The following is a 24,107-nucleotide window of genomic DNA, read 5'->3' as shown; positions in this document are numbered from 1 at the left end:
GGGTCGGGCAGCGCACCCGACCAGAAGACTTTCGCCAGGCCGTACGCGACAAGGTGTACGGAACCGGCGAGACAGGACACAGAAAGCTCCCGTGTGGCGCCCGCGCCCCGGACGGCGGCACCGCGCACAGCGCGAGCCGCGGACGTCAACGGTGGCCGATCTTCGTGATCGGCCCCCGGACCAGGCGCGGCGCCCGGGAGCCTGACGGGAGATACGCCCGCATGCTCGAGCCGACCGAACCCACCCAGGGTTCCGAAGATCAGAACACTCCCAGCGACACACTGCCGCCGCGTCGTCGGCGCCGTGCCGCTTCCCGCCCGGCCGGTCCGCCGGCCCACACCACCTCCGACGCTCCTGCCGAGACGGTCGAGCCGGCCATACCGGCCGCCGCGACCGCCGAAGCGGACGACGAGGCGGCCGAGGCCATCGCCGCCGCGGTGAACACCGAGACCGAGGAGGAGGCCGCCGTCGCCGCCGCGCCGGCCGCCCAGGCCGACGAGGAAGAGGCCGCGCCGGCCCGCCGTGCGCGGCGCCGTGCGACCCGCCGGGCTTCCGCGCCCGCCGGTGCTCCCGCATCCGCCGAGGGCACTGAGACGGTCGTGGCTTCCGGTGCCGGTGAGGCTGCCGAGGCCAAGGCCACCGAAGCGGGCGCCGAGACCGTCGTCGCCCAGACCCCTGCTGTAGAGGCCTCCGACGAGGAGCCCGCGCCCACGGGCCGTGGCCGCCGTCGCGCCACGCGCCGCGCCTCCGCGCCCGCCGGATCCCCGGCCTCCGCCGAGGCCGCCGAGGCCGCGGAGGCCGCGGAGACCGTCGTGCCCGCCGGGACGCCCGCTGCCGCCGCCGACAGCGGCGAGAGCGAGTCCGCCGAGACCGCCGAGGCGCCCGCCGCCCAGGCCGTCGAGGAAGAGGCCGCTCCCGCCCGCCGCACGCGGCGCCGAGTGACCCGCCGCGTCACCGCACCTACCGGTGCCGCCGCGTCCTCCGAGGCCCCTGAGACCGTCGTGGCCGCCGGCGCCGCTGAGGCTGCCGAGGCCGAGGTCACCGAAGCGGCCGCCGAGACCGTCGCCGCCCAGACCCCTGCCGTAGAGGCCTCCGACGAGGAGCCCGCGCCCAAGGGCCGTGGCCGCCGCCGGGTCGCCCGCCGTGCCTCCGCGCCCGCCGGGACGCCCGTGACCGCCGAGACCCCCGTCGCCGCCGGTGTCGACACCGAGACCGCCGCCGTGGCCGGCGTGGGCGAGCCCACCGCCGAGGCGCAGGCGGCGGCCGCTGAGCAGGCCCCCGCCGGGAAGACCTCCGAGCAGGCCGAGGACGGCGCCCCGCGCCGTGGCCGCCGCCGCGCGGAGCGGCGTGCGGCGACCGGCTTCGCCGCGCCCGCACAGTCCGCCGCTGCCGCTGCCGCTGCCGCTGCCGCCGCCGCCGACGACGACGAGTCCGAGTCGCCGCGCCGGCCCGCGCGCCCCGCGGTCGCCGTCTTCCAGGCGCCCGTGTTCACCGAGCCGAAGTTCCAGACCCCGGAGCGCGCCGCCGCCGAGGCTGCCGCCGAGGACCACCCCGCAGAGGACCGCCCCGCCCAGGCCGTGGAGGCCGAGGAGCCGGTGGAGGAGCAGGCCGGTTCGCGGCGCCGCCGCCGGCGCCGGGGCGCGGCCGAGGAGCCGGAGCGGTTCGCCGACAGCGCCGCCGAGGCCGAGAGCCCCGTCGCCACCGTCGAGGAGACGGAGGACGACGACGACCAGGCCGAGGACGCCGCCGAGGGCGAGGAGAACGAGGAGACGGGTTCCCGTCGCCGCCGCCGTCGTGGCGGCCGCCGCCGTCGCCGCGGTGAGTCCGGTGACGCCGAGGGCGACAGCGAGGAACTCGCCGCCGAGCAGGCCGCGCAGGACGCCGAGGACACCGCCGAGCAGGTCGAGGAAGACGACGAGGAAGGCGCGGACGGCGGGGACGCCACGTCGGCCGAGGACGACGCCGACGACCAGGCCGGCGGGTCCACCGCGGGCAGCCGTCGCCGCCGTCGCCGCCGCCGTCGCGCCGGTGACGCCTCGGGGGACAACGAGCCGTCCACCGACGACCCGGAGCGCACCGTCGTCAAGGTGCGCGAGCCGCGCCCGGCGCGTGAGAAGAGCGAGCCGTCCGACGAGGTGCAGTCCATCAAGGGCTCCACGCGTCTGGAGGCCAAGAAGCAGCGCCGCCGCGAGGGCCGCGAGCAGGGCCGCCGCCGCGTGCCGATCATCACCGAGGCGGAGTTCCTGGCCCGCCGCGAGGCCGTCGAGCGCGTCATGGTCGTCCGCCAGCACGGCGACCGCACGCAGATCGGCGTCCTGGAGGACGACGTGCTCGTCGAGCACTACGTCAACAAGGAGCAGGCGGTCTCCTACGTCGGCAACGTCTACCTCGGCAAGGTGCAGAACGTCCTGCCGTCGATGGAGGCCGCCTTCATCGACATCGGCAAGGGCCGCAACGCCGTGCTGTACGCCGGCGAGGTCAACTTCGAGGCGCTCGGCATGGCCAACGGGCCGCGCCGTATCGAGTCCGCGCTCAAGTCCGGCCAGTCGGTCCTGGTCCAGGTCACCAAGGACCCGATCGGCCACAAGGGCGCCCGACTGACCAGCCAGGTCTCCCTGCCCGGCCGCTACCTCGTGTACGTGCCCGAGGGCTCGATGACCGGCATCAGCCGCAAGCTGCCCGACACCGAGCGGGCCCGGCTGAAGACCATCCTCAAGAAGATCGTCCCCGAGGACGCGGGCGTCATCGTGCGCACCGCCGCCGAGGGCGCGAGCGAGGACGAGCTGCGCCGGGACGTCGAGCGGCTGCAGGCGCAGTGGGAGGAGATCCAGAAGAAGTCCAAGAACGGCGGCAACGCTCCGACGCTGCTGTACGGCGAGCCGGACATGACCGTCCGGGTCGTGCGCGACATCTTCAACGAGGACTTCTCCAAGGTCATCGTCAGCGGCGACGAGGCGTGGCAGACCATCCACGGGTACGTCGCGCACGTCGCCCCGGACCTCGCCGACAGGCTGCAGCGGTGGACCAGCGAGGTCGACGTCTTCGCCACCTACCGGATCGACGAGCAGCTCGCCAAGGCCCTGGACCGCAAGGTCTGGCTGCCCAGTGGCGGTTCGCTGGTCATCGACCGGACCGAGGCGATGGTCGTCGTCGACGTCAACACCGGCAAGTTCACCGGTCAGGGCGGCAACCTCGAGGAGACGGTCACCAGGAACAACCTGGAGGCGGCCGAGGAGATCGTGCGCCAGCTGCGGCTGCGCGACCTCGGCGGCATCATCGTCATCGACTTCATCGACATGGTGCTGGAGCAGAACCGGGACCTGGTGCTGCGCCGCCTGCTGGAGTGCCTGGGCCGCGACCGCACCAAGCACCAGGTGGCCGAGGTGACCTCGCTGGGCCTGGTGCAGATGACCCGCAAGCGGGTCGGCCAGGGTCTGCTGGAGTCCTTCTCCGAGACCTGCGTGCACTGCAACGGCCGCGGTGTCATCGTCCACCTCGACCAGCCGGGCTCCACCGGCGGTGGCGGCAAGCGCAAGAAGCGGGCGCGGGCCGGTGCGGCCGAGCAGCCGCACGAGCACGAGCACGAGGCCGTCGCCGAGGCGGCGGTGCTGACCGCGCCGACCGCCGAGGAGGAGGCCGAGAGCGAGGCCGAGGTGGCCGCCGAGGCCGCCGAGCCGCTCGCGCTGCCCGAGCCGGTCTTCGCCCCCGACGAGGAGCTGTACAGCAGCATCGCCGAGGCCGAGGCGGCCGCGTCCCGCGGTGGCCGCGGCCGGCGCCGGGCGAGCCGGCGGGCATCCGCCCCGGCGGGCGCCCCCAAGGCCGAGCCGGCGAAGGCGGAGGCCCCCGAGGCCGAGGCCACGAAGCCGGAGCAGCCCAAGGGCAGGCGGCGCAAGGCCGCGCAGGCCGAGGCCCAGGCGCCCACCGCGCAGACGGTGACCGCCGAGGAGGAGGCCGAGCGCCCCGTGCAGCCGGAGCCGGCCGCCGAGGCGCTGGCCGAGCCCGTGGCCGTCGAGGACGCCGTCGTCGCGGCGACCGAGGCCCCCGCCGCCGAGCCGGCCGCGCCCCAGGGCCGTACCCGCCGCCGGGCCACCCGCCGGGTGTCCGCGCCGGCCGGTTCGCCCGCCGGGGCGGAGGCGGCCGTGGTGACGGTCCCGGAGACCGCGCCCGCCGCGGCCCCGCAGGCCGAGGCTCCCGCCGAGGTGCAGGCCCCGGCTGCCGAGGCCGCCGAGGCTCCCGCCGAGCCCGCCGCTCCGGCCCGTCCGCGGCGCCGGGCCGTGCGCAAGGCCACCGCGCCGACCGCACCGGTGGAGGCGGCCGTCGTGGTCGTGCCGGCCGCGGAGAGCGCGGCTCAGGCCCCGGCCGAGGCGACGGAAGCGACCGAGGTCGCGGAGGAGTCCGAGGCCGCACCGGCCAAGAAGACCGCCCGCAAGGCGGCCAAGAAGGCCACGGCGAAGAAGGCCGCCACCACGAAGACGACGGCCAAGAAGGCGGCCGCGAAGAAGACGGCGGCCAAGAAGGCGACGACCAAGAAGGCGGCGGCCAAGAAGACGGCCGCCAAGAAGACCTCGGCGGCGCAGCAGACGGCCCCGTCCGTCTCGGCCTCCGCGGACGAGTCCTGACCGATCAGGTCACACGGGGCCCGGTTTGACCCTTCCGGGCCGGGCCCCGTAACCTAGACCGTCGGCGTGTCCAATGTGCATGCCACATCCCCGTAAACCTCTTCCTCCCGGGCACACGGCTGGCCGGGAGAGGTCGTCCGCGTCTGCCGGGTGGCTGGCCTGCGGGGGTGCCGTTCCCCGAGCGAGAGAGTGAGATCCGCGTGTACGCCATCGTGCGCAGCGGTGGTCGCCAGCACAAGGTTGCTGTCGGCGACATCGTTGAGGTTGACAAGATTTCCACTGCCAAGGTTGGCGACACGGTCGAGCTCTCGACCCTGCTCGTTGTCGACGGCGACGCCGTGACCAGCGACCCGTGGGTGCTGGCCGGCATCAAGGTCCAGGCCGAGGTCGTGGACCACCACAAGGGCCAGAAGATCGACATTCTGCGCTACAAGAACAAGACCGGCTACCGCCGTCGTCAGGGCCACCGCCAGCAGTACACGGCGATCAAGGTCACGTCGATCCCCACGGCCGCGAAGTAAGGGACTGAGGAGAAATGGCACACAAGAAGGGCGCATCGTCCACTCGGAACGGTCGCGACTCCAATGCCCAGCGGCTCGGCGTGAAGCGCTTCGGCGGTCAGGTCGTCAGCGCGGGTGAGATCCTGGTCCGCCAGCGCGGCACCCACTTCCACCCGGGTGCGGGCGTCGGCCGTGGCGGCGACGACACGCTGTTCGCGCTGCAGGCCGGCTCGGTGCAGTTCGGCACCTTCCGTGGCCGCAAGGTCGTGAACATCGTTCCGGTCGCCTGAGTCGCGCTGATCGGAAGCTTTCGCGAGGCGGACCTCACTTCCCGGTCGGGAAGGCGGGTCCGCCTTTCGCGTGTTACACCGAAGACATCTCGTACCAAGAGAATCTCTCGTACGTTTCTGGAGGCACCCCACCATGACCACCTTCGTGGACCGCGTCGAACTGCATGTCGCCGCGGGTAGCGGAGGTCACGGCTGTGCCTCCGTTCACCGTGAGAAGTTCAAGCCGCTCGGCGGCCCGGACGGCGGCAACGGCGGGCGCGGCGGCGACGTCATCCTCACCGTCGACCAGTCCGTGACCACGCTGCTGGAATACCACCACTCCCCGCACCGCAAGGCCACCAACGGCAAGCCCGGTGAGGGCGGCAACCGCTCCGGCAAGGACGGCCAGGACCTGATCCTGCCGGTCCCGGACGGCACCGTCGTGCTGGACAAGGCCGGCAACGTCCTGGCCGACCTCGTCGGCCACGGCACCTCCTTCGTCGCCGCCCAGGGCGGCCGCGGCGGCCTCGGCAACGCGGCGCTGGCCTCCGCCCGCCGCAAGGCGCCCGGCTTCGCGCTGCTGGGCGAGCCCGGCGACCTGAGCGACATCGTGCTGGAGCTGAAGACCGTCGCCGACGTGGCGCTGGTCGGCTACCCGAGCGCGGGCAAGTCGTCGCTGATCTCGGTGCTGTCCGCGGCCAAGCCGAAGATCGCGGACTACCCGTTCACCACGCTCGTGCCGAACCTCGGTGTCGTCACCGCCGGCTCGACCGTCTACACCATCGCCGACGTGCCGGGCCTCATCCCCGGCGCCAGCCAGGGCAAGGGCCTGGGCCTGGAGTTCCTGCGCCACGTGGAGCGGTGCAGCGTGCTCGTGCACGTGCTGGACACCGCGACCCTGGAGTCCGACCGCGACCCCGTCTCCGACCTCGACATCATCGAGGAGGAGCTGCGCCAGTACGGCGGTCTCGACAACCGTCCGCGCATCGTCGTCCTGAACAAGATCGACGTGCCCGACGGCAAGGACCTCGCCGAGATGGTCCGCCCGGACCTCGAGGCGCGCGGCTACCGCGTCTTCGAGGTGTCCGCGGTCGCCCACATGGGGTTGAAGGAGCTGTCGTTCGCGCTGGCCGACCTGGTGGGCAAGGCGCGGGCCGCCAAGCCCAAGGAAGAGGCGACCCGTATCGTCATCCGGCCCAAGGCGGTCGACGACGCCGGGTTCACCGTGACCCGTGAGGACGCCGGCGGCGAGCCGCTGTTCCGGGTGCGCGGCGAGAAGCCCGAACGCTGGGTGCGGCAGACCGACTTCAACAACGACGAGGCCGTCGGCTACCTCGCGGACCGCCTCAACCGCCTCGGTGTCGAAGAGGAGTTGATGAAGGCGGGCGCCCGTACCGGCGACGGCGTCGCCATCGGCCCCGAGGACAACGCGGTCGTCTTCGACTGGGAGCCGACCGCCATGGCGGGCGCCGAGATGCTCGGCCGGCGTGGCGAGGACCACCGCTTCGACGCCCCGCGACCCGCGGCGCAGCGCCGCCGCGACCGCCAGGCCGAACGGGACGAGGCCGACCGGGAGTTCGACGACTTCGACCCGTTCTAGGCCGCGAGCCGGGCGGCGGTCAGAAGCCGCCGCCCAGCTGTACGTACTCCCGCACGCTCAGGGCGTCGTGGGCCGTCCCCAGCAGCGGGTCGCCGGAGTCGCTGAACGCGGGACCACCGGACGTGGACAGCAGGGCGCGAACGCCCCTGTCGGCCCAGGCGCACTGGTGGACATGCTGTTCCCGGACGACGATCACCTGGCACTTGAACAGCACGGGACCCTTGGCGATGCCTTCCTCGCTCTTCAGGAGGAACAGCCGGGGCTTCTCCGCCACCGTCGCGCCGGGTGCCCCGGCGGCCGTCCGCAGCATGTGGTCGCGGGCCCGCCGGGGGTCCTCGATCCGGCCGTAGGCGCCGTCGACGGTGAGCCACTGGCCGGGGGTCCCCGTCGGCTCGTCGACGTACGGCGCGAAGAAGCCGGACACCTCCGTTACGTCCTCATGGCCCCGGTCCGGTGCCGTGGTGATGCGGGGGACGCCGTCCGGCCGGCTCTCGCTCCGGATCCAGCCGTCGTCCCAGAGCGTGTCGGGGATCTTCAGCACCGGCGGTCCGGACCGATAGCGGACATAGCTCTTCGCGCCGATCAGCGGTTCCCGCGTCATGCTCCAGACACCCGGCCCGGCGCACAACAGGCCCACCACGGCGCACGACACCCACACGGCCCGGCGCGTGCGGGTACGGCCCAGGAACAGCGCGAGCAGCGCGAAACCGCCGGCCACGCCGAGGAGGACGGCCCCGGCCTTCTGCCGCCCCTCCCGGCTGCCCCGGCTCTCGCCCTCCTCCTGTGGGACCGGAGCCGTGAGAAGGAGGCGGTCACCGCCGGAGTCCGCCGCCCATCCCGCCCGGCGGACGGTCACGGTGGTCTCCTCGGCGACGAGCGCCCTGTCGATTCGCACGGTCAACGGACGCACCGACGTGCAGGTGACATGCCGAGCCCATCCGGTCACCAGCTTCCGGCAGCCCTTGCCGACCCCGACCGGCGTGGTGTTGCCGGGCAGGGCGTACTCCAGCGTCATACGCCGGCCGACCGGCTCTCCCTCCGCCAGGTGCTCCTGGGAGCCGTCCGGCCGGCTCGCGTAGATCTGGGGACGTATCGTCACGGTCCCGCCCACGTCTGCGGTGAGGTAGTCCGGCGCCACCTCGACCTCGTAAGCGGGCCGGTCGGCGGCCGGCCGTGCCGCCGCGGGGCCTGCGCCGCCCAGCAGCAGCGCGGCCGCGGCTCCCACGCCCAGGGCCCTGCGATGAGCCGGCATGCTCGTCCTTCCGTCGACAGTGGGGTACGAGACTGAGATCCACGGCCCGGGTGATCGGTTGTACACATGGCGAAGGGCCCGCCCGCACCTCCCGGAAGGGAGATACGAGCGGGCCCCATGCGAAACGTCAGGCCACCGGCTCAGGATCCCGGTCCGCCGGCGACGGCTCCTCCGCCTCCTCGGACGGCCCCGAAGACCCCGGGCTCTCCCCGCCCTGCCGGCCGAACCGCGGCTTCGCGGCGAGCAGCGGCAGCGTCAGGATGCCGAGGAACAGCGGCGCGAACATGTACCGGGCGAGCGGCGCCGGGTTGGCCGCCACCACCGTCAGCTGGAGCGCCAGCGGGATCGACATCATGGCCAGCGGCGCCCAGGAGCGCTGCCGGCGCGCGAACGACAGGAAGATCGCGAACGCCACGTAGCACCAGGTCGCGCCCCGCCACAGCAGCCACTGCAGCTGCGGCGTCTTGCTGGCCTTCCACGAGAAGAACGCCAGCTTGTGCAGCGTGTCGCTGAGCGGACGGATCTTCAGGACCGGCCGGTACTCGCTGTGCTTGATGTCCTGGTTCCAGTCGGCCCAGCCGAACAGGTTCTTCGGCACCGACGGCGGGCTGATCAGCGTCTGGCCCATCTTGTCGGCGGGGCCCGGGAACGGCGACCAGGCGATGTGCGAGCGGCACAGCCGCGCCCCGATCATCTGGTCCGGGGTGCGCTGCAGGACCCGCATCCACAGGTCCATCAGCTGGTCGTTGTACTCGGCGGCCTTCTTGCGGTTCATCGGCTTCTGCATCGCCCAGTCGGCGTTGTAGCAGTTGGCCGCCCGGCCGCCCCAGTGGGACAGCGGCGCCACCTTGGCCATCAGGGCCTTGTCCGACGAGGTGAAGGTCCACGGCGCCTTGCCGTAGACGACCGCGATGTCCGCGTAGTTCATCGCGTACACCTGGTCCTTGGTCGGGGTGATCACGCCCAGCGCGGGGTAGATCACCACCTGCAGCACGCCCGCGATCACCGCCGGGATCACCGTCGCGACCAGCATCGCCCTGCGCATCTTCGGCAGGACGAACAGCAGCACCGGCGCGGCGAGAACGGCGACGAGCAGACCGTTGTTGCGGAACAGGCCCATCGCCAGGAAGCCGATGAACAGCATCGCGACGTCGTTGCGGAACGCCTTGTCGCGCACCGCCTGCCTGCCGCGCATCCGGCGCACCACGAGCCGTCCGGCCGCGCCGAAGGCCACGACCGCGCCGATGACGAACGGCACGTCCTTCCACACGAAGATGGTGAACGAGCCGATCGACGGCAGCGCCGCCACCGCGATCGCGGCCGTCGCGCTCCACTTGCCCGGCACGCCGAACTGGCGCAGCGTCATCGCCACATAGGCCAGCGCCGCGGCCATGGCGACACCCTGCACGAACGTCAGCAGGGCCAGGTCACCGGTGATCTGCAGGGAGAGCCAGACCAGTCCGTCGTAGGCCACCGAGTGGTTGGACATCCAGTGGCCGGTGGTGACGTGCCAGACGTAGGAGATCGAGTCGTAGCTCATCCCGCCGGGGTAGAAGGCCGCCCACCACAGCAGGAAGATGACCTGGGTGACGGCGTAGACGGCCAGGGGCATCCGGCGCCGGGCCGGGATGCGTTCCAGGCGCTGCCTGACGGCTCTGGGGATCGTGGGCACGCTCAACGCTCCGCGGGCTCGGTGGACGATGGGTCGGGGTGCGCGAGTTCCAGCATCCGGTTGATCACTCGTTCGCCGGCCTGGCCATCGTCGAGGTCGCAGAAGACGTCCTTGAACTCCCGGTAGGTCTCCGTGTAGGAGGCGCTGATCCGGTCGATGTCGGCGAGCGCGTCGATCAGTTCGTCCGAGGTCTGCAGCAGCGGACCGGGGGCCTTGTCCTCGAAGTCGAAGTAGAAGCCCCGCAGCTGGTCGCGGTAGTACTCCAGGTCGTACGTGAAGAACAGCATCGGGCGGCCCGTGTTCGCGAAGTCGAACATGAGCGACGAGTAGTCCGTGACCAGCACGTCGGTGATCAGGAACAGCTCGGCGATGTCCGGGTAGCTGGAGACGTCGAAGACGAAGCCGTCACCGGCGCCGGGCACGGCGTCGACGATGTTCGAGTGCTTGCGCACGAGCAGGACGTGGTCGTCGCCGAGGCGCTCGGCGGCCTTCTTCACGTCCAGCCGCATGTCGAACTTGTAGTTGCCGGCCCGGTAGAACTGGTCGTCGCGCCAGGTCGGCGCGTACAGCACGACCTTCTTGCCGGCCGGCAGGCCGATCCGCTCGCGCACGCTCTTGGCCAGCTCCTGAGTCTCCTCGGAGAGCAGCACGTCGTTGCGCGGGTAGCCGGACTCCAGGATCTCGCCCTCGAACTGGAACGCCCGCCGCATGATCGGCGTGGAGAAGCGGTTGGGGGAGACCAGGAAGGACCAGCTCGGCGTCTCCTCGGCGACCTTCTGCAGGTACTTGCGGTCGGCGAACTGGACGCTGTCGATGTCGTGGCCGATCCGCTTGAGCGGCGTGCCGTGCCACGTCTGCACGATGACCTGGCCCTCGCGGCGGCGGATCCAGTGCGGCAGGTGCGTGTTGGTGACGATGTACCGGCTGCGGCCGAGCGCCTCGTACCACTCGCGGCTCCAGCGGCGGATGACCTTCACGCCCTCGGGGATCTCCGCGCGCAGGTCCTCCACCACCCACACGTGCTCCAGCTCGGCGCCCTGGCGCACCAGCTGCTCGTAGACGGCACGCGGCGAGTCGGAGAACTGGCGGCCGGAGAACGAGGCGTACAGGACGGTGTCCTTCAGCGGCGCGGTACGGGCCTGCGCGTACACCTTGGTGCGCAGCTCGCGCTGGCGGTACCAGCCGACCTCGGCGGGACCGAGGTCGGAGGCGGCCTCGATGAGCAGCCGGTCGAAGAAGCGGTGGGTGAGCGTGTAGTCCCGGCCACGCACGCTGAAGTCGACCGGCAGGGCATCCAGCGCGGACGGCACGGCACGCACCGGCACCTCCACGCGGGAGTCGGCGGTGCGGGCGAACAGGTACCAGCGGCCCTGACGCAGCGGCACCTTGGCGATGCTGTCCGGCACCGGCAGGAACTCGGCGCTCAGCACACCGTCGGCGACGGTCGCCGGGTAGGTGTGCTCCTCGGCGTGCCGGCTGTGCCGTACGACGATCTCGACCGGCTCCTCGACCTGCGCGGGCAGGGCGGCGGTGAGGGCGATGCGGCCCTCCGCGCTGACCGACAGCTCGCCGGTCATGGGCTGCACGGGCTGGGTGCGCAGCACCAGGCGGCCGGAGCCGTCGCTGGTGACGGCGATGACACGGCCGCCCCAGGCGGCGGTGGGCCCGCCGTCCACGGAGATCTGCCGGCCGAGGTCTCCCTCGGCGGCGTCCACGGCGACGGGGAAGCGGCGCTTGGCGCCGACGCCCAGCTCGGCCGTCCACTTGTCGGAGACGTGCAGGTTGTGGCTGTCACGGCCCTCGACGTCCAGGTCGGCCAGCGGCACCCGCACCGAGAACGTGCCGCCGCTGCCTCGCTCCACCGGCAGGTCGAGCTCGGCCTCGGTGGACCCGTGGGTCAGGCGCAGGGTGAGCGGCGCGTCGCCGGTGGCGGCGTCGTGGCCGAGCGTGCCGGTCAGCTCCAGCACACCGTCGACTGCCCGGTGCCCGGTCAGCCGGGCCCGCACCCGCTCCACCCGCACGTACAGGTGCTCGTCGGCGACGTACGGCACGACCCGGACGTCCTTGTCGACCCAGAACGGCGACGGGCTCTGCGCGCTGCCGGTCTCGCCGGCCTTCAGCCGGGTCCGGCGCACGATGCCCTGCTGGACGGTGGTGACGGTGAGCCGCCACACGCCGTCGCGCCAGCCGCCGCGCGCCTTGAGCTTGGCCGGGTTCAGTTCGGCGGTGAAGCCGGACCAGTCGTAGTTGTGCAGCGACTGGCCGGAGGTCTGCGTGGCGCGCAGCGCGCGCGCCTGGTTCGGCCGCACCAGGACGGTGCGGCGGCTGCCGACCTCGCGCAGCATCAGCACGCGCAGGGCGGTGCGCTGCGGCCGCTCGGCGGCCAGGTTGCGGATGTAGGCGTGGCCCTCGAGGCGCAGCCGGCCGTCGCGCCAGATCAGCGCCTCGGCGCGGGCGCGGGCGGAGAAGTCGTTGTCGACGCGCAGCACCGAGCGCGGCACGGGCCGCTTGCCCTGGTCGAGGACCGGGTAGTCGGCGACGTGGCGCAGCCCCTGGCGGACCACGGGGACGGCCCGCCCGGTCTCCCGCTCGTAGGCGAGCAGCTCCATCAGCTCCGTCAGGCGGCCCTCGAGGATCAGATGGCACTTCAGCCGCAGCGCGACCGGCAGGCGGGGCATGACCGACTCGTCGACGCGGCCGAGGAAGTCGGCGGCGCCGCTCATGAACAGTTCGCGGAACTCGTCGCCGGCCTCGTCGAGCACGCCCATGAACAGCGGCAGCTCGTCGGTGATGAAGATCTCGTCGTACCAGTGCTTGTGGGCGACGTACTCCTCGCCGGGCTGGGAGGCGAGGAAGCGGCTGACCCGGTCGCAGGAGCGGATGCGGTCGCGGACGTTGACCGGCTCGGTGCGGCGCTGGGTGATCGACGGGGCGCCGCCGGTGCGCTGGCGCCACAGGTAGATCGGCTCGCCGAGCACGTCGACGGCGGAGGCCAGGAAGTGCGCGGGCAGCGTGACCGGGGCGTCCTCGTAGAGGATCCCGGGGAACTCGAAGGCGTGCTTGTCCCAGAACGAGCGGCGGAAGACCTTGTTCCAGGCCGTGCGGTCGTAGACGAGGTTCTTGTCGCGGCTGATGTGGGTCCGCGTGCGGTCGGTGCGCAGCCGCTTCTCGTGCAGCGGGGAGATGAGGATCTCGCCGGCCTTGAGCAGGTTGACATTGCCGCTGACGAAGTCCGAGCCGGACGCCTCCAGGCTGGCGATGCAGCGCTCGTAGGCGTCGGGCAGCACGATGTCGTCGCTGTCCACGAACGCGAGGAACTCGGTGCCCTCGGTGAGGTGGGCCACACCGGTGTTGCGGGCGGGGCCGAGTCCCTGGTTCTCCTGGGGGACGACGCGGATCCGGTCGTCCTTGGCCGCCCATCTCTCGGCGATCGCGAGGCTGCCGTCCGTGGAGCCGTCGTCGACGACGATTGCCTCCCAGTCGGTGAACGTCTGGTCCGCGATCGACTGCAGGCACTCGTCGAGGAAGAGTTCCACGTTGTACACGGGAACGACTAGTGACAGACGGGGAGGCATCTGCGGTACTGCGCCTTTCTCAGGTTACGTATGTGTCCGGTGGTGACCGGACCCGCCGGACACGGTAGCTCTAGCCCCGCGTGAGACGGCTCGGACGCTCCGCCGGAAGTGTCACCGGCGGCACATCCTCCTGGTTCAGGAAGACCCTGCGTACCACACGCTCCGCCGCCCGGCCGTCGTCGAACTCGCAGAACCGCCTGCGGAACTCCGTGCGCGCCTTGGCGGAGGTGTCGTCGCACCAGCGCCCCGAGAGGAAGACGTCCAGGAGGTCCCCTTCGGTTGCCACCACGTGGCCGGGCGACTCTACGTGAATGTCGAAGTAGGTGCCCCGAGTGGCCCGGTACACGTCCCAATCGTTGGCAAAGACGACGATCGGCCGGTCCAGCAGCGCGTAGTCGAACATCAACGACGAGTAGTCCGTCAGCAGACAATCCGCCGCGAGGTACAGCTCCTCCACCGACGGGTGCCCGCTCACGTCGACGACCGGGGAGCCGTCCGTGGAGCCCGGGCCCGTGCCGAGGTTGAAGTAGTGGACGCGCGAGAGCACCGTGAAGCCGTCACCGAGCCGCTCGGCGAAGTGCTCCAGGTCGAGCAGCGGCCGGGGCACCGCCTGGTAGTCGCGGTGGGTCGGCGCGTACAGCACGACCTTCTTGTCCGGGGCGAGACCGAGCTTCTCGCGGGCCCGCGCCCGGTCCTCGTCGGTGGCGTTGACCAGCACGTCGTTGCGCGGATAGCCGTAGTCGAGGGAGGTGTACTCGGCCGGGTAGGCCCGGTTCCAGATCGCGGTGGTGAAGCTGTTGGCGGAGATGCTGTAGTCCCAGCGGTCTATCCGCTCGATCAGCGTCTCCATGTCGAGGTCGGCCTGCCCGATCGGGTACTCGACGAGGTCGACGCCCATCCGCTTGAGCGGCGTGCCGTGGTGGGTCTGCACGAAGACCTGACCCGGGCGCTTGACCACCAGGGTCGGAAAATTGACGTTGTTGACCAAGTATTTGCTGCGGGCCATCGCCTTCCAGAAGCCCCACGAGCCCGGACGCACCACGGTGGTGCCGGCCGGCGGCTTGTTGCGCGCGTCCGGCTTGAGCACCCAGGTCGTCTTCACATGCGGGGCCAGCTCCAGCAGCTTTTGGTGGATGGCCGCCGGGTTGCAGGCGTAGTCGGCGTTCCAGTACGCGGCGAAGACCGCGGTGTCCTTGCGCACCGGCAGCATCCGCTGGCCCCGGTAGTACGCCCGCAGCACCACCGAGCGCACCGGCTTCTTCAGCCGGCGCGCGGCCCGGTAGGCGCGGCGCGCGACGGGGCGCAGCCGGACCGGGAGTCGCTCGGCGACGCGGCGCACGCCCGACCGGGAGGATCCCGTCGCCTTGGGCGCCTGGTGGCCGGCCGGGCGGCGGGCCTGCTCGGCCTGGAGCCGGCGGGCCCGGAACTCGGCACGCGCGTCGGCGGGCAGCCGGCCCGGCATCCGCTCGATGACGCCCAGGTGGAAGGTCATGCGCTCGTACAGCGGGCCGCGCCAGTGGTCGAACTGCGGGTGCTGGTCGAGGAAGGCGAACACCAGGTCGTACTGGTCGAAGACGTCGAAGTGCTTACGGCTGGAGGAGGACAGGATGGAGCCCTGGCGCCGCTGGCGGTAGTGCACGCAGACCCGGTCCAGCAGGGCGATGGTCTCGGCGGCCACCATCACCGGATAGGTCCACGGGGTGTCCTCGTAGTAGCCCGCGGGGTACTCGAAGCCCCAGCGCTCCACGAAGTCGCGGCGGTAGGCCTTGTTCCAGGCGACCTGCAGCAGCAGCAGGAGGTCGGGGTGGTCGTCCAGCCGGAATGCGCCGCGCGGGCCGTCGGTGAGCAGCGACCGCTTGGCGTTCGCGGAGACGCGGCCGTCCCAGTAGGTGCGCTCGTAGTCGAAGACCAGCAGCTCGGGATCGCCGGTCTCCTCCAGGCGGCGCGCGATGGCCTGCAGGGAACCCGGCAGCAGCGTGTCGTCGCTGTCCAGGAAGATCAGGTAGGCGCCCCGGGCACGGGCCATGCCCACGTTGCGCGCCCGGCCGAGCCCCACGTTCTGCTCGAGCTGCACCGCCACCACACGCGGGTCGAGCCCCGCGTACTCGTCCATGATCTCGCCGCACGCGTCGGGTGAGGCGTCGTTGACCGCGATGACCTCGAAGTCCGTGAAGGACTGGCCGAGCACCGAGTCGAGACAGTCGCGCAGATACGCCTCGACCCCGTACGCCGGAACGATGATGCTGAACCGGGGTGTGGCGCTCTCTTGGGCTTGCGTGGGAATCATGTCGGCTTTGCGCTTTCGGAGGGGGGAAGCGGGGCGCGGTTCCGAGGGGCGGGGGTGGGGGACGCAACCGGCCCGCCCCTGCGGGCTGTCACTCGGATCGGGTCAGGGCGTACCTGAGCAGACGGCGCGTGGCGTCGGACTGGCGGTGGCGCAGGGCACCGGGCAGCAGGGTCAGGGCGTGCAGCCGCATCGACAGGTGCCGCCGCGCGGACCGGGCGGCCTTGGGCCAGCCGTGGCGGTCCAGGTCGTCGGCCACCTCGTTGAAGAACCGTACGGCCTCCCCGAAACGGGCGCCGGTGAGGGCCTCCGCCGAGGACAGGCTGCCGGAGTGGCGCCGGTAGCGGAAGACGGGGGCCGGCTCCACGACCAGCTTCTCGCCGCGCTGGATCAGCTCGATGATCAGGGCCAGGTCCTGGATGACGGAGAGGTCCTCGCGGAAGTTGATCGCCTTGACCGCGTCGGCGCGCCAGCAGATCGACGGGAAGTACAGCCAGTTCCCGCCGAGCAGGTTGGCGGCCAGCGGCTCACCGGACAGCACCAGGCGCCGGCCGTTGTGTTTCGGCGCGTACAGGCGCCGCTTGACCTCGTCGCCGAGCGAGGTCGAGGGGTCGCCGTGCTCGTCGATGACCTCGACGCCGGGCTGGTAGATCGCCGCGTCCGGCACGGCCTCGATTGCGGCCCGCAGCGTCTCGACGTAGGTCGGGAGCAGCAGGTCGTCACTGCCGAGCATGGTGAAGTGCGTCGACTCCACCAGCTCCACGCACTTGCGGAAGTTGCGGGTGATGCCGAGGTTCTTCTCGTTGCGCAGATAGCGCACCCGCTCGTCGCCGAGGGAGGCGAACCACTCCGGCACGCCCGGCTCACGGCCGTCGTCGACGACGGTGAGCCGCCAGTCCTTGTCGGTCTGGTCCAGCACGCTCTGCACGGCTGCCTGCATCAGGGCGGTGTCGCCGTAGTGCGGCAGCATGATGTCGAGGGTCTGCACGCGCGTCACTTCCCGTTCCTGGCGGGCCGCAGCACCGAGCGGCGGCTGAACGCGAGCAGCAGGATCATGCCGATGCGGCCGAGATACAGGGTGGCCTTCAGGGGCGACTGGCTGGGGGTGCCGGTCGTGCGCGGGCGCATCGCGACGGGGACCTGCTCGACGCGGTACCCGGCCCGGATCACGGCGATCGTGGACTCCACGGTGTCGCCCAGGTACTCCACGGGGTACCAGCGGGCGAACACGTCGATGAGGTCGCGGCCGCAGGCGCGGAAGCCGGAGGTGACGTCGGTGAGCCGGGTGCGCGCCATGCGCGACAGCCAGAACGCCAGCACCAGCATCGCCCACCGGCGCGGGCCGCGGGCCTCGTACTCGCCGGTGCCGGCGAACCGGGCGCCCATGACGAGGTCGGCGCCGCTCTCCAGCCGGGCGAGCAGCTCCGGCACGTTGCGCGGGTCGTGCTGGCCGTCGGCGTCGACCTGGATGGCGATGTCGTAGTCACGGTCGTGGGCGTACTTGTATCCGGCGCGCATCGCGCCGCCCACCCCGAGGTTGTACGGCAGCTTCATCACCGTCGCGCCGGCGGCGCGGGCGACCGCGGCGGTCTCGTCGGCGGAGCCGTCGTCCACCACGAGGACGTCCGCACCCGGAAGGGTGGTGTGGACCTCCTTGATGACGTCGGCGACGCCGGCCGCCTCGTTCCACGCCGGCATGATGATCAGCACACGCTTGCCGTCGATCACTTACCCTCCCCCTGTTCTGCAGATGCGGCGGGGGTCTCCAGCTCGGCGAGCCGGGCCCGCAGGTCCTGGACGTCGATGCGGAGCAGCGCCACCTCTTCGGAGAGGGTGCGGCCCTCCTCCTCCAGATGTCCCACTTCCCAGCTCAGCTGGAGCGAGACGACGAAGAGGAAGGCGACGCCCATGAACAGCACCAGGCTGACGCCGGAACGGACTCCGAGGACCTCGGACACCGCGTCCACACCTCGCGGGAAGAACCCGAGCGGGATGATCACAAGGCCGGTGATCACCCAGAGGAAGGCGTACTTCTCCTTGAGCTTGCGACGGCGCAGGAGCTCGACGATGCACGCGACGAGGACGACTCCGGTGACCGAAGTCAGCATCCACAACTGCATACCGCACTCCGGTGTATCGGACGACTCATGGAAAGGGCCTGTCTACTCTTCCAGGGGTGTGTACCAGGGGGAGCGGCTGCTGAGGGACCCACCCGACCGGACCCCGACTGCACGCGGAGGGACGGTTACGAAGAGTGATGAAATGGCGGTCACCCTATGAGCGCACCGGGCGGTAGCTTACACGAGCGCGAATGGCGAGTGACATACAGGTGGCCACCGTCAGTGACCCTGCTGTGTACGCCACTTCGACCCTCGTGCGCAGGTCCAGCGGGCTCAGCGTGATTGCGATCAGCACCAACGTGCCCACCACCCAGGACAACAGCTGAAGTCGCGCACCGTTACTGGTGAGCAGCGCCTGACCCAGCACCATGGCCAGCATGTACAGGGTCGTACCGGCCGACAGCCAGGCGAAGTCCGTGGCGCTCAGCACATCCGGGGCGCCGAACACCGTCGGCAGGATCGCAGGTCCGAGCGCCACCGCGCCCAGCCCGCCGGCGAGGCCCAGCCCGGCCGTGACCGACGCGGCCCGCAGCAGCAGCCGACGGTAACCCTGTGTGTCCCCCTCGGCCGCCGCCGACGACAGCCCCGCCAGCAGCGACACCTGGAAGGCGCCGAAGACGAACAGCGGCACCCGGGCCAGCACCAGCGCCGACAGCAGCGCCGCGACCAGCGCGTCGTCGTTCGTCGAGATCAACTTGGTGCTGATCACCGCGATGTTGACGAGCAGCTGTGCGAGCAGCGTCGAGCCGACCAGCAGCCCGAGGTGCTCGATCAGCTCCCGCCAGTGTGCCTGCGACCCCGGCCGCGCTCCCTGGAACACCGGCTTGATCGTCGCCAGTACGGCCAGCAGCGGGGCCACCGTCAGCACGGCCGCGAACGCGAACGGCGAGGTCACGCCGGACACCGCCAGCGCGGCCGACAGCACGATCCGCAGCACGCCGTCCAGGCCCAGCTGCATGCCGTACGCCTGGAACCGGCCGAGACCGGCGAGGATGCCACGCGTCACATACGCCACGGCCAGCGCCGCGAAGGCACCGGCGAGCGAGTACACGAGGCTGGTGTCGCCGTGGAAGAACAGATCGGCGATCCACCCGGCGAACGCCACGAGCGGCACCAGCACCAGCGCCAGCAGGCTCGCGGAGAGCGCCGCGCCGCGCCGCAGCACCGGCAGCACCCCGTCGCCGTGCACCACCCGGGCGGCGACGATCCGGGTGATCTCCTGCTCGACCGGGAAGAACAGCCCGAGGCCGATGGAGAACACCACCGTCCACAGCACCGAGAAGCTCGCCATGTCGTCGACGGCGAGCGCGTGGCCCGCCGCCGCGAGATGGACGTAACTGGCCACCCCGAGCACCGCGGTGCCGGCGCCGACGAACGCGGTGCCCTGCGGCAGCGCCGTGGTGATGCGGTCGAGGAGGCTCACGCGCGCGTCCGCTCCTCGGAGGCGATCACCTTCAGCGCCTCGGCCAGCTGCTCGCGCCAGTGCGGCTGCACCGCCACGCCCGCCTCGGCCCACCGCTCGTGGGCCAGCACGCTGTAGGAGGGGCGGCGGGCCGGCCGGACGAACCTCTCCGACGTCGTCGGGCGCACCCGCTCAGGGTCCAGGCCGGTCAGCTCGTACGCGGCCCGGGCCAGGTCGAACCAGGTCCCGGTACCGGACGCGGTGCCGTGGTAGACGCCCGCCGGGGCCCGCCCGGCCAGGGCCGCCTCGGCCAGGTCCGCGATCTGCCGGGCGAGCGCGACGGTCCAGGTGGGCTGGCCGCGCTGATCGTCGACCACGTCCACGGTGTCCCGCTGCGCGGCCAGGTTCAGCATCGTCGCGACGAAGTTGCGCCCGTGCGCGCCGTACAGCCACGCCGTGCGCACCACATAGCCGCGCTCGGGCAGCAGCTCGGTCACCGCCTGCTCGCCGGCCAGCTTGCTGCGGCCGTAGGCGTTGACGGGTGCGGTCGGGGCGTCGTGCCGGTACGGCTCGTCGGCGTCGCCCGGGAAGACGTAGTCGGTGGAGACGTGGATCAGTACGGCGCCGCTCTCGGCGCACGCCTCGGCGAGCACCCGCGGGCCCTCGCCGTTGATCCGGGTGGCCGCGGCCTCCTCGGCCTCGGCGCCGTCCACGTCGGTCCACGCGGCGGCGTTCACCACGACGTCGTGCCCGGCGAGCGCCGCGCGCACCGCGGCGGCGTCGGTGATGTCCAGCCCGTGGCGGGTCACCGCGTTCACGTACAGCCCGCGCCCGCCGAGGACCTCGGCCAGGTCACGGCCGAGCATGCCGGCCGCGCCGGTGATCAGTACACGCGTCATGCCGGAAGCGCCGCCTTCGCCTTGAGCGGCTCCCACCAGGCGCGGTTGTCGCGGTACCACTGGACGGTGTCGGCCAGGCCCTGCTCGAAGGTGACCTGCGGCTTGTAGCCGAGCTCCTCCTGGATCTTGGCGATCGACAGGGAGTAGCGCAGGTCGTGGCCCTTGCGGTCCTCGACGTGCTCGACCATGTCCCAGCCGGCGCCGCAGGCGTCCAGCAGCAGGCCGGTCAGCTCCTTGTTGGTCACCTCGGTGCCGCCGCCGATGTGGTAGACCTCACCGGCGCGGCCGCCGCGCAGCACCATCTCGATGCCCCGGCAGTGGTCGGACACGTACAGCCAGTCGCGCACGTTCAGGCCCTCGCCGTACAGCGGGACCTTCTTGCCGTCCAGCAGGTTCGTGGTGAACAGCGGGATCATCTTCTCGGGGAAGTGGTACGGCCCGTAGTTGTTGGAGCAGCGGGTCACCACCACGTCCATGCCGTGCGTACGGTGGTACGACAGCGCCAGCAGGTCCGAGCCGGCCTTCGAGGCCGAGTACGGGGAGTTCGGCGCCAGCGGCCAGTCCTCGGTCCACGAGCCCTCGGCGATCGAGCCGTACACCTCGTCCGTGGAGACGTGCACGAACCGGCCCACGCCGTGGCGCTTCGCGGCGTCCAGCAGCACCTGGGTGCCCAGCACGTTCGTGGTGACGAACGGCGAGGAGTCCATGATCGAGCGGTCCACGTGCGACTCGGCGGCGAAGTGCACCACCGCGTCCTGGCCGCGCATCGCGTCGTCGACGACTGCGTCGTCGCGGATGTCGCCGCGCACGAACGTGTAGCCGGGCTTGTCGGCCACCGGGGCGAGGTTCGCCTCGTTCCCGGAATAGGTCAGGTTGTCCAGCACGGTGACCTGGGCACCCTCACCGGAGGGCAGCTCTCCGAGAAGCAGGGCGCGCACGAACTGTGAACCGATGAAGCCGGCGCCGCCGGTGACGAGAATCTTCATAAGGCCCACTATCCTAGGCGCAGCGGCGCAGCCCCCCGTTCGGTGCCGGTTGGGTCCCGGTTCGGCCGCCGTTTCCGTGGCGGTTCTCACCTCCGTCTCACCCAGTGGATGTCCGGGGCGGTCATCCGCCTGCCGTAGGCTGCGTGCCCATGCGTGGAATTGTGCTCGCCGGTGGTACCGGCTCCCGTCTGTGGCCGATCACCCGTGCGGTGTCGAAGCAGCTGATGCCGGTCTTCGACAAGCCGATGATCTACTACCCGCTGTCCACCCTGGTCATGGCCGGTCTGCGGGACATCCTCGTCATCACCGGCCCCGACGAGCGGCCCCAGTTCGAGCGGCTGCTCGGCGACGGCTCCGACTGGGGCCTGAACATCGAGTTCGCCACGCAGGAGCACCCCAACGGCATCGCCGAGGCCTTCGTCATCGGCGAGGACTTCATCGGCGACGAGCCCGTCGCGCTGATCCTCGGCGACAACATCTTCCACGGCGTCGGCCTCGGCCGGCAGCTCGCCAAGTACCGCGAGCCCGAGGGCGGTGTCGTCTTCGCGCACGCCGTCTCCGACCCGACCGCCTACGGCGTCGTCGACTTCGACGAGGACGGCCGCGCCCGCTCCATCGAGGAGAAGCCGCAGAACCCCAAGTCCCGCTACGCGGTGCCCGGTCTGTACTTCTACGACAGCCGGGTCGTCGAGATCGCCAAGGGCCTCAAGCCCAGCGCCCGCGGCGAGCTGGAGATCACCGACGTCAACGGCTACTACCTGGAGCGCGGCGAGCTGCAGGTGTCGGTGCTCGACCGCGGCACGGTCTGGCTGGACACCGGCACCTTCCAGTCCCTCGTCCAGGCCTCCGAGTACGTGCGCGTGGTCGAGGAGCGGCAGGGCATGAAGATCGGCTGCCTCGAGGAGGCCGCCTGGCGCGCCGGGTTCATCGACGACGCCCGGCTGCGTGAGCTCGCCGAGCCGCTGACCAAGAGCGGCTACGGCGACTACCTGCTGGATCTGCTGGCTCACGAGTCCGAGCGGGCCTGAGAGAGGAAACGGCTGTTTCATGAAGGTCAACCCCCTTGGCATCGAAGGCGCGTGGGAGTTCGTCCCGCAGCAGCACGGTGACGCCCGCGGCCTGTTCCTGGAGTGGTACAAGGCCGAGCCCATGGCCGAGGCCGTCGGCCACCCGCTCGACCTGAAGCAGGGCAACCTCTCCGTGTCCGCCGCCGGTGTGGTGCGCGGCATCCACTTCGCCGATGTGCCGCCCGGCCAGGCCAAGTACGTCACCTGCGTGCGCGGCGCCGTGCTCGACGTGATCGTCGACGTGCGGGTCGGCTCGCCCACCTTCGGGCAGTGGGAGGCGGTACGCCTCGACGAGAAGGACCGCAAGGCCGTCTACCTCTCCGAGGGTCTCGGCCACGGCTTCTGCGCGCTGACCGACGACGCGACCGTCACCTACCTGTGCTCCGAGGGCTACGCCCCGCAGCGCGAACGGACCGTCCACCCGCTCGACCCGGCGATCGGTGTCGAGTGGCCGGTCGGCGGTGAGCCCGAGCTGTCCGCGAAGGACGCCCAGGGCCCGACGCTTCAGCAGGCGCGCGAGGCGGGCATCCTGCCGGTGTACGAGGAGTGCCTCGCGTTCCGTGCGTCGCTCGCGCAGCGCGACTGAACCCTTACAGAGTGCATACACCGGACTGTTAGGCTGCGCGGATGACCTGGCTGATCACCGGCGGTGCCGGCTACATCGGTTCGCATGTCGTGAAGAGCATGGCCGAGGCGGGTGAGCCGGTGGTCGTCGCGGACGACCTCTCCGGCGGTGATCCGCGCCGGCTGCCGGGGCAGGTCCCGCTGGAGCGCGGCACCGTCCTCGACCGGCCCTTCCTCGACCGTGTGCTGCGTGAGCACGCGGTCGAGGGGATCGTCCATCTCGCCGCGAAGAAGGCCGTCGGCGAGAGCGTCGAGAAGCCCCTCCTCTACTACCGCGAGAACGTGACGGGTCTTCAGGTCCTGCTGGACGCCGCGGTGTCGGCGGGGGTGAGCAGCTTCCTGTTCTCCTCCTCCGCCTCCGTGTACGGCACGCCCCCCACCGAGGTCGTCACCGAGGACACCCCGCTCGCGCCGCTCAGCCCGTACGGCGAGACCAAGACCGCCGGCGAGTGGATGGTCCGCGCCACCGGCCGCGCCCACGGCATGGCCACCGCCTGTCTGCGCTACTTCAACGTCGCGGGCACCGCCGAGCCGGCGCTCGCCGACACCGGTGTGTTCAATCTCGTCCCGATGGTCTTCGAGCGGCTCGACGCCGGGCTGCCCCCGCTGATCTTCGGCGACGACTATCCGACGGCCGACGGCACGTGCGTGCGTGACTACATCCACGTCGCCGACATCGCCGACGCCCATCTCGCCGTCGCGCGCCGGCTCGCCTCGGCCCGGGGGGCCGGCGATCTCGTCTACAACATCGGCCGGGGCGAGGGCGTCTCGGTACGGGAGATGATCCGCCTCATCGCCGAGATCACCGGCCACGAGATCGCCCCCGAGGTCACCGACCGCCGCCCCGGCGACCCGGCGAAGGTGGTCGCCTCCGCCGACCGTCTCGCGACGGACCTCGGCTGGAAGGCCCGCCACGACGTCCACGCGATGATCGCGTCGGCGTGGGAGGCACGGCGCGCGTCACGCGGGTAGACGCGGCGGGGAGGCACCCCGCAGCGCGTGGCTGCGCAACCTGCGGCGGCTTCACCGGCGCGGGGACGCGCACCCCACGGCGGCTACGCCGGTGCCGGGCGCGAGGAAACGCCGGGCCGCGACCCTCACGGCGGCCACATCGGCGCCGGGCAGCCGCAGCGCCGGGCCGCGACCCCCGCGGCGGCCACACCAGCGCGGGCGCAGGGAAACGCCGGGCCACGCACCCCACGGCGGCCACACCGGCGCCGGGCACCCCGCAGCGCCGG

General features: G+C 71.7%; 17 protein-coding genes. 7 read left to right on the top strand and 10 right to left on the bottom strand.

Annotated elements, in window-relative coordinates:
- The first annotated feature begins 221 nt into the window (after positions 1 to 221).
- The 4 genes from AB0J12_RS15155 to obgE all read left to right on the top strand — a co-directional run bounded on the left by AB0J12_RS15155 (position 222) and on the right by obgE (position 6,988).
- Positions 222 to 4,619, top strand: a complete 4,398-nt coding sequence (locus AB0J12_RS15155; protein WP_363264733.1) for an Rne/Rng family ribonuclease — start codon at positions 222 to 224, stop codon at positions 4,617 to 4,619.
- 200 nt (positions 4,620 to 4,819) lie between these two features.
- Positions 4,820 to 5,140, top strand: a complete 321-nt coding sequence (gene rplU, locus AB0J12_RS15150; RefSeq protein ID WP_009188585.1) for a 50S ribosomal protein L21 — start codon at positions 4,820 to 4,822, stop codon at positions 5,138 to 5,140.
- Positions 5,141 to 5,154: 14 nt separating this feature from the next.
- On the top strand, positions 5,155 to 5,409 hold the full coding sequence (rpmA, locus tag AB0J12_RS15145; RefSeq protein ID WP_103784733.1) for a 50S ribosomal protein L27: 255 nt from the start codon (positions 5,155 to 5,157) through the stop codon (positions 5,407 to 5,409).
- A 133-nt stretch (positions 5,410 to 5,542) separates the two neighbouring features.
- Entirely contained in the window at positions 5,543 to 6,988 is a 1,446-nt protein-coding gene (gene obgE, locus AB0J12_RS15140) for a GTPase ObgE (RefSeq protein ID WP_363264732.1), read from the top strand.
- 19 nt (positions 6,989 to 7,007) lie between these two features.
- Here obgE and AB0J12_RS15135 read toward each other — a convergent pair whose 3' ends face one another.
- The 10 genes from AB0J12_RS15135 to rfbB all read right to left on the bottom strand — a co-directional run bounded on the left by AB0J12_RS15135 (position 7,008) and on the right by rfbB (position 21,178).
- A complete protein-coding gene (locus AB0J12_RS15135; RefSeq protein WP_363264731.1) occupies positions 7,008 to 8,240 on the bottom strand; it encodes a hypothetical protein in 1,233 nt (410 codons plus the stop codon).
- 127 nt (positions 8,241 to 8,367) lie between these two features.
- Positions 8,368 to 9,912: a DUF6020 family protein gene (locus tag AB0J12_RS15130; RefSeq protein ID WP_363264730.1), complete on the bottom strand. Its 1,545-nt coding sequence runs from the start codon at positions 9,910 to 9,912 to the stop codon at positions 8,368 to 8,370.
- A gap of 2 nt (positions 9,913 to 9,914) precedes the next feature.
- The gene (locus AB0J12_RS15125; protein ID WP_363264729.1) at positions 9,915 to 13,487 is read right to left on the bottom strand and encodes a CDP-glycerol glycerophosphotransferase family protein; all 3,573 of its coding nucleotides are present in this window, start codon (positions 13,485 to 13,487) and stop codon (positions 9,915 to 9,917) included.
- A gap of 70 nt (positions 13,488 to 13,557) precedes the next feature.
- Positions 13,558 to 15,774, bottom strand: coding sequence for a bifunctional glycosyltransferase family 2 protein/CDP-glycerol:glycerophosphate glycerophosphotransferase (locus tag AB0J12_RS15120; RefSeq protein WP_363264728.1), 2,217 nt, complete (start codon positions 15,772 to 15,774; stop codon positions 13,558 to 13,560).
- A gap of 88 nt (positions 15,775 to 15,862) precedes the next feature.
- On the bottom strand, positions 15,863 to 16,768 hold the full coding sequence (locus AB0J12_RS15115; protein WP_363264727.1) for a glycosyltransferase: 906 nt from the start codon (positions 16,766 to 16,768) through the stop codon (positions 15,863 to 15,865).
- Positions 16,765 to 17,499, bottom strand: coding sequence for a glycosyltransferase family 2 protein (locus AB0J12_RS15110; protein ID WP_363264726.1), 735 nt, complete (start codon positions 17,497 to 17,499; stop codon positions 16,765 to 16,767). Before AB0J12_RS15110 ends, AB0J12_RS15115 begins: the two co-directional genes overlap by 4 nt.
- Positions 17,496 to 17,879, bottom strand: a complete 384-nt coding sequence (locus tag AB0J12_RS15105) for a DUF2304 domain-containing protein (RefSeq protein WP_363264725.1) — start codon at positions 17,877 to 17,879, stop codon at positions 17,496 to 17,498. The genes AB0J12_RS15110 and AB0J12_RS15105 overlap by 4 nt, the downstream gene beginning before the upstream one ends.
- A gap of 166 nt (positions 17,880 to 18,045) precedes the next feature.
- Positions 18,046 to 19,314: a hypothetical protein gene (locus AB0J12_RS15100; protein WP_363264724.1), complete on the bottom strand. Its 1,269-nt coding sequence runs from the start codon at positions 19,312 to 19,314 to the stop codon at positions 18,046 to 18,048.
- Entirely contained in the window at positions 19,311 to 20,192 is an 882-nt protein-coding gene (gene rfbD, locus AB0J12_RS15095; RefSeq protein ID WP_363264723.1) for a dTDP-4-dehydrorhamnose reductase, read from the bottom strand. Before rfbD ends, AB0J12_RS15100 begins: the two co-directional genes overlap by 4 nt.
- A complete protein-coding gene (gene rfbB, locus AB0J12_RS15090; RefSeq protein ID WP_363264722.1) occupies positions 20,189 to 21,178 on the bottom strand; it encodes a dTDP-glucose 4,6-dehydratase in 990 nt (329 codons plus the stop codon). Before rfbB ends, rfbD begins: the two co-directional genes overlap by 4 nt.
- A gap of 149 nt (positions 21,179 to 21,327) precedes the next feature.
- Here rfbB and rfbA point away from each other — a divergent pair, with 149 nt between their 5' ends.
- Genes rfbA through galE form a run of 3 tightly spaced genes read left to right on the top strand, consistent with a single transcriptional unit; the run spans position 21,328 to position 23,841 of the window.
- Positions 21,328 to 22,206, top strand: a complete 879-nt coding sequence (gene rfbA / locus AB0J12_RS15085; RefSeq protein WP_363264721.1) for a glucose-1-phosphate thymidylyltransferase RfbA — start codon at positions 21,328 to 21,330, stop codon at positions 22,204 to 22,206.
- 19 nt (positions 22,207 to 22,225) lie between these two features.
- The gene (gene rfbC / locus AB0J12_RS15080) at positions 22,226 to 22,831 is read left to right on the top strand and encodes a dTDP-4-dehydrorhamnose 3,5-epimerase (RefSeq protein WP_363264720.1); all 606 of its coding nucleotides are present in this window, start codon (positions 22,226 to 22,228) and stop codon (positions 22,829 to 22,831) included.
- A gap of 41 nt (positions 22,832 to 22,872) precedes the next feature.
- A complete protein-coding gene (gene galE, locus AB0J12_RS15075) occupies positions 22,873 to 23,841 on the top strand; it encodes a UDP-glucose 4-epimerase GalE (RefSeq protein WP_363264719.1) in 969 nt (322 codons plus the stop codon).
- Positions 23,842 to 24,107 lie beyond the last annotated feature (266 nt).

Origin of the sequence: Streptomyces sp. NPDC049915 (assembly GCF_040656475.1) — a bacterium.
In the GTDB taxonomy this organism is placed as follows: Bacteria; Actinomycetota; Actinomycetes; order Streptomycetales; family Streptomycetaceae; genus Streptomyces.
Note: the sequence above shows the minus strand (reverse complement) of the source record. Positions and strands in the feature narration are given on the sequence as shown.

Coding starts and splice junctions, on each gene's coding strand:
- rfbA (WP_363264721.1), top strand. CDS start 21,328: ATGCGTGGAATTGTGCTCGCCGGTGGTACCGGCTCCCGTCTGTGGCCG.
- AB0J12_RS15155 (WP_363264733.1), top strand. CDS start 222: ATGCTCGAGCCGACCGAACCCACCCAGGGTTCCGAAGATCAGAACACT.
- AB0J12_RS15125 (WP_363264729.1), bottom strand. CDS start 13,487: ATGCCTCCCCGTCTGTCACTAGTCGTTCCCGTGTACAACGTGGAACTC.
- galE (WP_363264719.1), top strand. CDS start 22,873: ATGACCTGGCTGATCACCGGCGGTGCCGGCTACATCGGTTCGCATGTC.
- obgE (WP_363264732.1), top strand. CDS start 5,543: ATGACCACCTTCGTGGACCGCGTCGAACTGCATGTCGCCGCGGGTAGC.
- rfbD (WP_363264723.1), bottom strand. CDS start 20,192: ATGACGCGTGTACTGATCACCGGCGCGGCCGGCATGCTCGGCCGTGAC.
- rfbC (WP_363264720.1), top strand. CDS start 22,226: ATGAAGGTCAACCCCCTTGGCATCGAAGGCGCGTGGGAGTTCGTCCCG.
- AB0J12_RS15105 (WP_363264725.1), bottom strand. CDS start 17,879: ATGCTGACTTCGGTCACCGGAGTCGTCCTCGTCGCGTGCATCGTCGAG.
- rpmA (WP_103784733.1), top strand. CDS start 5,155: ATGGCACACAAGAAGGGCGCATCGTCCACTCGGAACGGTCGCGACTCC.
- AB0J12_RS15135 (WP_363264731.1), bottom strand. CDS start 8,240: ATGCCGGCTCATCGCAGGGCCCTGGGCGTGGGAGCCGCGGCCGCGCTG.
- rfbB (WP_363264722.1), bottom strand. CDS start 21,178: ATGAAGATTCTCGTCACCGGCGGCGCCGGCTTCATCGGTTCACAGTTC.
- AB0J12_RS15120 (WP_363264728.1), bottom strand. CDS start 15,774: ATGATTCCCACGCAAGCCCAAGAGAGCGCCACACCCCGGTTCAGCATC.